This window comes from Pseudoduganella ginsengisoli (assembly GCF_009720865.1).
Classification (GTDB): Bacteria; Pseudomonadota; Gammaproteobacteria; order Burkholderiales; family Burkholderiaceae_D; genus Rugamonas; species Rugamonas ginsengisoli.
Map to the genome: position 1 here is coordinate 142,204 of NZ_WNLA01000018.1, position 9,653 is coordinate 151,856.

Here is a 9,653-nt window from a genome sequence, read left to right on the forward strand (position 1 = left end):
GGCAGCGCGGGCGGTGGCGGCGCAGTGCTGGCAACGGCCGGTACGTCAATTGACAAGGCAGGGTGGAAAATGACAGCTTGACACGAGTGTGACAACTGTCGCACAATGTTCCGTATAGTCACATACGCAACGTTGGAGCTGCCATGACCGTCCCATCCGTCACCGAACTGTGCGTGCTGAAAGCGCTGTGGAAGCGCCAGCCGCTCAGTACCCGAGAAATTCACGATGCCGTCGCCAGCGAGCTGGGCTGGACTTTGTCATCGACCCGCAAAACTGTCGAACGCATGCTGGAAAAAGGCATGGTGAGCCAGGCCATGGCCCATGGCGTGCAAATTTATTCCCCGGTACTGGAAAAAGTCGGCACGCTGGCTGCGTTTGCGCGCGACTTCGGGCAACGCGTGATGGAACTGGAGGCGCCGCTGCCTGTCGCCATGTTCACGGGGAGCAAACTGGTGGATGCCAGTGAACTGGCTGAATTGGAACAAATGCTGAACGACTGGCCGGACGAGGAAGGCGCCAAGTGAGCGCGCTCGATCTTTTCCTCGTGCGTTTCATGCTGGCCAGCGCCGCCAGCATGGCAGCGGGTTTCGTGGTATGGATGCTGTGCCTGCTGTTGCGCCGCTTGTTGCCCGCTCTGGCAGCCCAGCGCACGGGCTGGCTGCTGGCGCAAGTGACGGTGGTGGCCGCCTTTGTGGTGGCGCTGATTCCTCCGCCCCAGCACGCACGCTTGCTGCCGCCCGTTGATCTCGAAGCCGTGGATGCGGCTATGGCCCGTTATATCGAACCTGCCGGCCAGCTGGCGCTCAAAACAGCGCCAGCTATTACGAGCGCCGGCGATACCGAGGCCGGCGCTTCGTGGATGACAGTGGCGGCGCTGGCATGGTTTGCAGTGTATGCGCTGGGCCTGGCCTGGCATGCGCTCCGGTGGCGGCGTGCACAGCGCCTGGTTGATGCGCTGGCGGCGGCAGGCCGGCACGTCGCGGACTGCGGCAGCGCAGTGCCCGTCATTGAAGTCGATGCCCCCGTTTCTCCTATGCTGCTGGGCCCGCACCGGCCCCGGTTGCTGATTCCCCGCCATTTGCGCGCCTTTGATCCGCTGCAGCAGCATTTGATCGTCGAACATGAATTGACGCACTGGCGCCGTCACGACTTGCACTGGATGCTGGCCGGCGTCGTGCTGCAGACGCTGCTGTGGTTTAACCCGTTCATGCGCTGGCTGCGCGCCAGCTTGCTGTGGGCGCAGGAATTGGGCTGCGACCGCGACGTCTTGCGCGGCCGCCCGGCGGCGGAACGTAAAGCCTATGCGGCCGCACTGCTGGCGCAATTGAAGTTGCAATGCGTCCCTGGCGGCATGGCGCTGGCGTTTGGCGGCGTCCATGCCGAGACGGTCAAGGCCCGCATTGCGCAGATCCGTACGCCATCGGCATCCGGGCGCGCCGCCCGCTTTGCGGCGGCCGGCATGCTGGCGATGGCTGCGCTGGCAAGTTATGCGCTGCAGCCCGCGCTGGCCTGGCACAGCGGCGCTGCGCTGCACTGCCTGGCGCTGTCCGACGCCGCGACCGGGCAAGCGCTGCTGCGGCAAGGGCAATGCAATACGCGTGTCACGCCTGCTTCGACCTTTAATATCGCAGTCAGCCTGATGGGCTATGACAGCGGCATATTGAAAGATGAACAGACGCCCCGCCTGCCTTACCACGACAGTTATGCGGCATGGAATCCGGACTGGCGCACGTCCACTGACCCGACCGAGTGGATCCACAAATCCGTGGTCTGGTATGCGCAGCAAGTGACGGCGCAAATCGGTGCGGCAGGCTTCCAGCGCTACGTGGACGGTTTTGGCTACGGCAACCGTGATGTGTCCGGTGATCCGGGGCAGCACAATGGCTTGACCATGTCGTGGATCGGATCCTCGCTGCAGATCTCGCCAGAAGAACAGGTGGCGTTCCTGCGCCGGATTGTCAACCGCGAGCTGGGATTGGCGCCGCATGCGTATGACATGACGAGCCGCCTGCTGCGTGTCCGCACGCTGGCCAATGGCTGGACCGTGTATGGCAAGACGGGAACGGGTTCCCCGCCCGGCCCCGACGGCAAAGACGACCGCTCCCGCGCCTATGGCTGGTTTGTCGGCTGGGCTGTCAAAGGCAACCGCACCATTGTGTTTGCCCACTTCAACCAGGACCGCGAAGAACACGAGGAAGCGGCAGGTCCGCGCGCCCGTGAAGCCCTGTTGCGCGAACTGCCCGCGCGGCTCGACGCCCTGTAACGTTGATTCCCCCTTATCCGGCACGCGGCGCGATCCGCCGTGTGCCTCGTCACGCCCGTACGTTTTATCTTAAACAGGAGATTTACATGCTCAAATCCGTTATGGCACTGGCCTGTGCCGCGCTGTTTTCCCTGCCGGCTGTAGCCGCGCCAGACTTGTCGGCCATCCGCCAGGCCGTCGATGCCGCCGTCGCGCCCGTCATGGCGCAATACGACGTGCCCGGCATGGCCGTGGCCGTCACTGTCGATGGCCAAGCCATGTTTTTCAATTACGGTGTGGCTGCCCGCGACAGCAAACGGCCGGTGACGGAAGCAACACTCTTCGAATTGGGATCCAACAGCAAGACCTTTACCTCCACGCTGGGCGCCTATGCGCAGGAACAGGGCCAGCTGTCGCTGCATGACCATCCTTCCAAATTCATGCCGCATCTGAAGGGCAGTGCGCTGGACAAGGCTACGCTGCTGCACCTGGCGACGTACACGGCTGGCGGTTTTCCGCTGCAGGTGCCCGACGACGTAAAAACCGAAGCGCAACTGGCCAGCTACTTTCAGCACTGGAAGCCGGAAGCGGCGCCCGGCCAGCAGCGCCGGTATGCCAATCCCAGTATCGGACTCTTCGGCCGCATCACAGCGGTGGCACTGGGCAGCGCGTTTACCGATGCGGCAGAGCGTGAATTGTTCCCGCAACTGGGCTTGCAGCACACTTATATCCGCGTGCCGGCAACGGCAATGGCTGATTACGCATGGGGCTATGCGAAAGACCAGGCAGTCCGTGTCCGCCCTGATTTGCTCGATAGCGAAGCTTACGGCGTCAAATCCACGGCGGCCGACATGATCCATTACGTGCAAACGCAAATCGATCCGTCCGGACTGGCGCCTGCCATGCAGCGCGCGGTCCAGGCAACGCACGTTGGCTACTTCCAGGTCGGCCCCATGACGCAGGGACTGGGCTGGGAATCCTACCCGTATCCCGTCAGCCTGGAGCGGCTGTTGAGCGGCAATTCGGGTGACATGGCTTGGGAAAGCCAGCCGGCGCAAGCGCTGAACCCGCCGCTGGCCGGAACCGCCCCCACTTTGTATAACAAAACCGGTTCCACGCGGGGGTTCGGCAGCTATGTCATGTTTGTCCCGGCCCGTAAAACCGGTATTGTGCTGCTGGCTAACCGCGCGTATCCCAATGAAGCACGTATCAGGCTGGCCTATCACATCCTGCAGCTGCTGGCCCCGGCAGCAAACTGAATGGCTTGACAATCACGGTCGTACTGGTCGCCCGCCTGCCGCCTTCATGGTGAAATGACATCACAACAACAGTAGTGAAATCACACCTAACGGAGACGAAAATCTATGAAACTTCTGGTAAAACTCGCCACAGCCGCCGCATTGGCCGGCGCCATCGCAGCCCCGGTGCACGCTGCCAACAATTACCCTGTCGTGCTGGTGCACGGTTTCCTGGGCTTTGGTCCGGACACCTTGCAGGGCACGGGCTTCCTGTACTGGGGCGGCTTCAACGATGTGGCGGCCCACTTGCGTACAGCGGACCGCAAGGTGCTGACGGCAGGCGTCGGTCCCGTGAGTTCCAACTGGGACCGCGCCGTGGAACTGTTTTACCAGATCAAGGGCGGCTGCGTGGATTACGGCGCGCGCCATGCCGCCAGCCATGCCGCCGCCGGCGAAATACAAAAACCGGCCGGCAAATGCTGGGCCGCTGACCCCAACAACAACCCTAACCATTATCCGGTCGCGCTGTATCCGCAGTGGGATGCGCAGCACCCGATCCACCTGGTGTCGCACAGCCAGGGCGGCCAGACTGTGCGCACGCTGATCCAGCTGCTGGAAAATGCGCCGCCCAATGGCAGTGAAGGCGATGGCTTGCTGTACACGGGCGGCAAAACCGGCTGGGTCAAGAGCGCCACGACGATCTCGACGCCGCATAACGGCACCACACTGCGCGACGTGATTGTCGACTACGTGCCGAAAGTGTCGGAACTGGCAGGAAAAATTGTCGAAGTGGCGGGCCTGGGCGGAAGTAGCAGTTCGGTCTACCGGTTCCGCCTGGAACAGTATGGGCTGGCGCAAGGGCCGGCTGAATCGATCAGCGACTTTATTGCCCGCACGCAGGGCGCGCCATTCTGGCAATTGGCCAACCATGATGCAGCGCAGTGGGACCTGGGACCGGATGGCGCGGCGGAATTGAATGCGTGGGTGAAAACGTCGCCCAACGTGTATTACTATTCGATCGGTTCCAAGGCCACGGAACAAGGCAGCTGGTGCTGCAACAATACCGACCGCGTCATTGCACCGTTCCAGAGCAGCAGCTACCAGTACGCGCGCAACGACATGATCTTCTTCCTGAAGAACACGGCGGGCGAATGGGTGGTGCCGTCGATCCTGCAGCGCGGTATGGGCTCGTACACGCAGACGGCGCCGGGCCGCGTGCAGACCGATTCCACGTGGTATCCAAACGATGGCGTCGTCAATACCGTCAGCATGAAGGGACCGGGCGGCCAGCCGCTGCGCTACTATGACGGCACATCGGTCAAAGGTACGTGGAATTACCTGGGCTACTACGACCAGTATGACCACTTCGACGTCATTGGCTGGGATAACCCGTCGTACGCGGTCTATCCGATCTACGACAATATCGCCTCCATCATTTACGGCCTGTAATCATGCGCAGCGGTGTCTGGATAGGTGCAGCCATGGCGGTGCTGACGGTGCGGCTGCTGTCCGTGCAGGATGACGCGCCCGTGCCTGAGCCGGCTTCAACAAGGGCCGCCAGCGCGGCGGTGGCGTTGCTGTCCGGCGCAGCGGCGTCTGCGCCCGTTGGCGCGGCAATGCCTGCGGCGCAGCAGGCGGGCGTGCCCGTGGAACGCAAGCCGGCGCCATCGGCGCCGAACACGGCCAGCGGCCGTCAAGCCATGCTGGCAGCCTCGGTGGAGTCGGAAGTCAAGGCGCGGCGTGCACGCGGGGAAGATGAAAGCGTCGTGTATCGTCTTCGTACAGCGCAGTTGCCTGCCGCCGACGTTGCGCAACTGATGGCAATGGAGTCGGCGGAAGCCGAATGGGAACGGCAGCTTGCCGCCATGCCGTCCGGCTGTAACGCCGCCTGCGAGGCAAACGTTCCGCAGCACGTGGTGGCGTCCGCTTACCGCCATGACGCCACGCCCCGCCTGACGAAGGAGTAATTTGTGTGACGCGTCACGAAAATTAAGGCAATTTATTCGTGACGCGTCACTTTTAATAATTATGGTGTAGCCGTTGCCGTCAGGCTTACGCCGGTGAAGCTCTTATACGAGCGCACGCCGATATACCAGGCGCCGGCCGCGGGATTGCTTTGCACGCATGACTCGGTATTGCCGGTTTTGTACGGGCGGCAAATGTAATCGTTGGCAGTCGGCTGGGCGCCATAACGCAAATACAAGTCGCCGTCGCCGGTGCCGCCGCTCATGTTGACAGTCAGCGTATTGGCGCATTCGGGCACGTCGATGGTGTAATACACCCAGTTGCCGGCGGTTGCGGTAACGTTGGACTGGCTCATCGTGACGTTCGCGCAGGGCGCGGTCAATGGGCTGGGCAGGGAAGTCAGCAGCGTTGTCGTTACGGCGCCGTTATCCGCGATGGCCACTTGATACAGGCGGTCGAATTCGGTTTCCGCAATATCCGTCCCAGGATCGCCGCCCAGCTGGCGTATCAGTTCCGGGGTCGTGTCCGAGTGGCCAACCACCAATGCATTGCCCGCCGCGCTGCGCAATTGCTGGGCAAACGTTGCCAGCTGGGTTGGATCGTACGTTTGCGTCGTCAATTGCAAATAGCTGGCCAGCGGTGCGGCGGTCTGCTGGGTGCGCGTATAGGCTGTGCTGTAAATTTTCGTAATGCCGGCTTTTTTAAGCGTGGCGGCAATATTTTGCGCCCGCACCTGGCCTTCCGGCGTCAGTGCCGGGTCGGTTCCCGTGGCGGCTTTTTCTGCGTGGCGGGTCAGGTAAATCATGTGGTCAGCCAGCGCCAGGCCGGGTGTGGCCAGTGCGCAGGCGACGGCAAGTGCGCCGAGCCGGATAGGGAAGTGGCGATGTGCCATGGGTAAGTCTCCTGTCGTGTGGTTTTAAAAAAGGCAAAGCAAGGCCCTGCCGCGCTGGTGGCGCAGCGTCCTGTTGCCATTGATTTTTTATAAATGTTGCGAAGGAGAGAATAAAGCACGTACGTGTGCAGGTCACGCACGAACGCAGCAATTGTGACATTGATGTGGCTACAATGTCACAATTGGCTGTTTGAAGATTAATAGTGACGCGTCACGAATATTACGGCAAAGAGGCCAGCAGCGTGGTGGTTACCAGGCCGTCCGCCGCGACAACCAGTTGATAGACACGGTCAAAATCCGTTTCCAGGAACGGCATGCCGGGTGTGCCGCCCAGCAGGGAGATGAGTTCAGGCAGCGTATCCGTATGGCCCACCACCAGTGCATTGCCGCCCAGCGCCAGCAAATGGCGCGCAAAAGCCGCCTGGGCGCCCGGATCGTAACTTTCCACTGTCAGCGACATGCGGAGGGCCAATGCTTCCGCTGTCTGGTGGGCTCGGCGGAACGGCGTCGCATAAATATGGGCAATGCCTGCGCGGCGCAGCATGGTGGCGATGTTGCGGGCACGCAATAAGCCGCGCTCCGACAGCGCAGGGTCGGGGCCGGAATTTTTTTCCGCGTGGCGCGTCAGGTAAATCACCACGGGCGCGGATGGGGGCTGGTCGTCCGCCATCATGCGCGCGGACGCTGCTTGTGGAACACCAGCGGGCTGTAAGGGACAGCCGATGGCGGCGGCGAGTTCAGGATATTGGTCTTCATGGCGCCGACCACGTGCATTTCGCAGGGTTTGCAGTCAAAGCGCAGCGTGTATTTTTCATCGCCGGACACCAAGGTCATCGGCTCGGCACGCACCTGGCCCTGCACGCCTTGCACGCCTTTGGCCTGCTTCGGGCACAGGTTGAACGAGAAGCGCAGGCAATGCTTGGTGATCATCAGCGGCACTTCGCCGGCTTCTTCGTGCGCTTCATAAGCTGCGGCAATCAGTTGCACGCCATGCTTGTGGTAAAACGCGCGGGCTTTTTCGTTGTACACGTTGGCCAGATAGCTGAGCTGCGTTTCCGGATACGGTACCGGCGGTTCCACCGGGGCCTTGCGCGGCGGACGTTCCCATGCGGCCAGGCGCATCGCTTCATGCGCGGCAATGGCGTCGCGGCGCAAGCCGTTGATGGCGCCGGCCGGCACGAACCAGGGCTGCGACAGCGACAGCATGATGTCCTTGGCTTCAAACATGGTGTTGCCCAGCTTGCCCAGGTGCGTACGCAGCGACGCTTCCGCCTGTTCGGCTTGCTGTGCCGGCTGCAAGGCCATCGCGGCATCCGTCGTGCTGTAAATGCCGTCTTCATCGGAAATCGCCAGGCGCAGGCCGCCTTCGCATTCCGACAATTCCAGGCTGATGGCGACTTTACGGTCCGCCGATTTCTTGTTCAGGGCAGATTCCCACTGGCGGTCGCCGTTGCGGTTGATTTCCAGGTCGACTTTCAAGCCCGTCAGCGATGCGATCGGCTCGTTCGGGAAGACGCGCCACAGTTGGCCGTCATCCTGTTCGCCCAGCAATTTCACGGTATTGGCCTGGATGCCTTCCGTGGCGCGCTTGTTCATGTAATTGAGCCCGTCGCCATTGGACATCGCCGCGTTGGTCAAGATGTCGAAATGATCTTTGCCGATGCGCTGCACGGTGCCCAGTTTGACGCCCACGTATTTCGGCGAATCAAAGGCGCCGATATCTTGCTGGCGGCCCGTGGCGAAATAATCCGTGTGGCCACGGTGGAAGTTTTTATCGACATCCGGCGTGAAGAACACTTCCGTACGGCCGCTCGATGCGCGGGCAAATTCAGGGCGGCGTTCGAGGATTTCATCGAGCAGCAAACGGTAGTGGGCCGTGATGTTTTTCACGTAGCCCATGTCCTTGTAGCGGCCTTCAATTTTCAGCGAACGGATGCCGGCGTCGATCAGCGCTTCCAGGTTGGCGCTCTGGTCATTGTCTTTCATCGACAGCAAATGCTTTTCATAGGCGACCACGCGGCCCTGGCTGTCGGACAGCGTGTACGGCAGACGGCACGCTTGCGAGCAGTCGCCGCGGTTGGCGCTGCGGCCCGTGTCGGCGTGCGAAATGTAGCACTGGCCGGAAAAGGCCACGCACAACGCACCGTGTACGAAGTATTCCAGCGGCGTATCGACTTCCGCGTGGATTTGCTTGATCTTGTCGATGGTCAGTTCGCGCGCCAGCACCAGCTGCGAAAAACCGGAATGGCCGAGGAACTTGGCTTTTTCCACGGTGCGGATGTCGCACTGGGTACTGGCGTGCAGCTGAATCGGCGGCAAGTCCAGTTCCAGCAAGCCCATGTCCTGGATGATCAGCGCATCGACGCCGGCTTCATACAGTTGCCAGATTTGCTTGCGCGCCAGGTCCAGTTCCGAGTCGTGCATGATGGTGTTCATCGTCACGAAAATACGCGAACGGTAGCGGTGCGCAAATGCGACCAGCCCGGCAATATCTTCCAGCGGATTGCTGGCGTTATGGCGTGCGCCAAATGCCGGGCCGCCGATATACACGGCGTCAGCGCCATGCAAAATGGCTTCGCGGCCGATTTCAGCGGTTTTGGCTGGCGACAGCAGCTCAAGCTCGTGGGATAACAGTGACATGGCGGGATCCGGTAAATTCTGTGCGACGGGCCGAAATTATAGCCAGATCAAGGGCTTATGTCACCGGCCCAGGCCGCGAATATGTGCATTTTGCGGCGTTTTTTCGATATGTTTCTGGCATTGTTATGCGCTCATTACCGTCGTACCGGGCTGATCGTCATGCGCCGCACCGTCAAGACCAGATCCGCATACGTGATAGCGTCGCCCTGGTCCGGTCCTGTTGCCTGGGTGAACGGTAACGTGGTTTCCGCCACGTAGCCATTCTGCGGCGCAAGCCGCAACCGTACAGTTTTGCCGGTTTTTTTGACGGTATCGACCATTTCACCGTTGCAGCTGGCGACCTGACACGTGCGTCTTTCGATGTAGCTGGCCGTCAGCTGCAATTGCACGGTGTACGCCCCCACGGACAGGCGGACCGGACTGTCCGGCCGCAGCGCTACGCGCAGGCGCATCGGTCCTGGCCGGGGCGCCGGCTGCTGGTAGACGCCGACCACGCCGGGCAAGGCGTGCAGTCCGGCCCGGGTTTCCGTCAGCGCGAAGATTTGCAGCGGGCTTTTCACGTAGGGCGCCAGTTGCTGCCATTCGGCAGCGGCGCTGCGGGCAGGCTGCTCTGGCTGCGGCGTGGCGATGGCCGGGGGCGCCGCAGCGGCGGGGGCGCTGGCCGGCGCCCTGCTCT

9 protein-coding genes and 1 pseudogene are annotated in these 9,653 nt (G+C 61.8%); 6 read left to right on the top strand and 4 right to left on the bottom strand.

What is annotated here, in order from left to right:
- The first annotated feature begins 143 nt into the window (after positions 1 to 143).
- The 6 genes and pseudogenes from GM668_RS22770 (at position 144) to GM668_RS22790 (ending at position 5,447) form a co-directional block, all read left to right on the top strand.
- Positions 144 to 524 carry a BlaI/MecI/CopY family transcriptional regulator gene (locus GM668_RS22770; protein WP_155441250.1) on the top strand — a complete coding sequence of 127 codons (381 nt, stop codon included), beginning with the start codon at positions 144 to 146 and terminating at the stop codon, positions 522 to 524.
- A 29-nt stretch (positions 525 to 553) separates the two neighbouring features.
- A pseudogene (locus GM668_RS31790) lies at positions 554 to 1,393 on the top strand (M56 family metallopeptidase); the annotation flags it as partial.
- Between the two features lie 66 nt (positions 1,394 to 1,459).
- Complete coding sequence (gene blaOXA / locus GM668_RS31795) at positions 1,460 to 2,263, top strand: class D beta-lactamase (protein ID WP_371868766.1); 804 nt, start codon at positions 1,460 to 1,462, stop codon at positions 2,261 to 2,263.
- An 86-nt stretch (positions 2,264 to 2,349) separates the two neighbouring features.
- Entirely contained in the window at positions 2,350 to 3,501 is a 1,152-nt protein-coding gene (gene ampC / locus GM668_RS22780) for a class C beta-lactamase (RefSeq protein WP_155441251.1), read from the top strand.
- Positions 3,502 to 3,606: 105 nt separating this feature from the next.
- Complete coding sequence (locus GM668_RS22785) at positions 3,607 to 4,929, top strand: esterase/lipase family protein (RefSeq protein WP_155441252.1); 1,323 nt, start codon at positions 3,607 to 3,609, stop codon at positions 4,927 to 4,929.
- Positions 4,930 to 4,961: 32 nt separating this feature from the next.
- On the top strand, positions 4,962 to 5,447 hold the full coding sequence (locus GM668_RS22790) for a hypothetical protein (protein WP_170305775.1): 486 nt from the start codon (positions 4,962 to 4,964) through the stop codon (positions 5,445 to 5,447).
- A 59-nt stretch (positions 5,448 to 5,506) separates the two neighbouring features.
- Here the strand turns inward: GM668_RS22790 and GM668_RS30950 are convergent, their stop codons facing one another.
- From GM668_RS30950 to GM668_RS30600, 4 genes are all read right to left on the bottom strand, one after another.
- Positions 5,507 to 6,337, bottom strand: a complete 831-nt coding sequence (locus tag GM668_RS30950; RefSeq protein ID WP_211923437.1) for a pre-peptidase C-terminal domain-containing protein — start codon at positions 6,335 to 6,337, stop codon at positions 5,507 to 5,509.
- Positions 6,338 to 6,557: 220 nt separating this feature from the next.
- Positions 6,558 to 7,010, bottom strand: a complete 453-nt coding sequence (locus GM668_RS22805; RefSeq protein ID WP_229499742.1) for a phosphoglycerate mutase family protein — start codon at positions 7,008 to 7,010, stop codon at positions 6,558 to 6,560.
- The gene (locus tag GM668_RS22810; RefSeq protein WP_155441254.1) at positions 7,007 to 8,977 is read right to left on the bottom strand and encodes a peptidase U32 family protein; all 1,971 of its coding nucleotides are present in this window, start codon (positions 8,975 to 8,977) and stop codon (positions 7,007 to 7,009) included. The genes GM668_RS22805 and GM668_RS22810 overlap by 4 nt, the downstream gene beginning before the upstream one ends.
- Positions 8,978 to 9,111: 134 nt before the next feature.
- On the bottom strand, positions 9,112 to 9,653 hold a 542-nt coding region (locus GM668_RS30600), incomplete at its 5' end, for a hypothetical protein (RefSeq protein WP_211923438.1).

Coding starts and splice junctions, on each gene's coding strand:
- GM668_RS22770 (WP_155441250.1), top strand. CDS start 144: ATGACCGTCCCATCCGTCACCGAACTGTGCGTGCTGAAAGCGCTGTGG.
- blaOXA (WP_371868766.1), top strand. CDS start 1,460: ATGCTGGCGATGGCTGCGCTGGCAAGTTATGCGCTGCAGCCCGCGCTG.
- ampC (WP_155441251.1), top strand. CDS start 2,350: ATGCTCAAATCCGTTATGGCACTGGCCTGTGCCGCGCTGTTTTCCCTG.
- GM668_RS22785 (WP_155441252.1), top strand. CDS start 3,607: ATGAAACTTCTGGTAAAACTCGCCACAGCCGCCGCATTGGCCGGCGCC.
- GM668_RS22790 (WP_170305775.1), top strand. CDS start 4,962: ATGGCGGTGCTGACGGTGCGGCTGCTGTCCGTGCAGGATGACGCGCCC.
- GM668_RS30950 (WP_211923437.1), bottom strand. CDS start 6,337: ATGGCACATCGCCACTTCCCTATCCGGCTCGGCGCACTTGCCGTCGCC.
- GM668_RS22805 (WP_229499742.1), bottom strand. CDS start 7,010: ATGATGGCGGACGACCAGCCCCCATCCGCGCCCGTGGTGATTTACCTG.
- GM668_RS22810 (WP_155441254.1), bottom strand. CDS start 8,977: ATGTCACTGTTATCCCACGAGCTTGAGCTGCTGTCGCCAGCCAAAACC.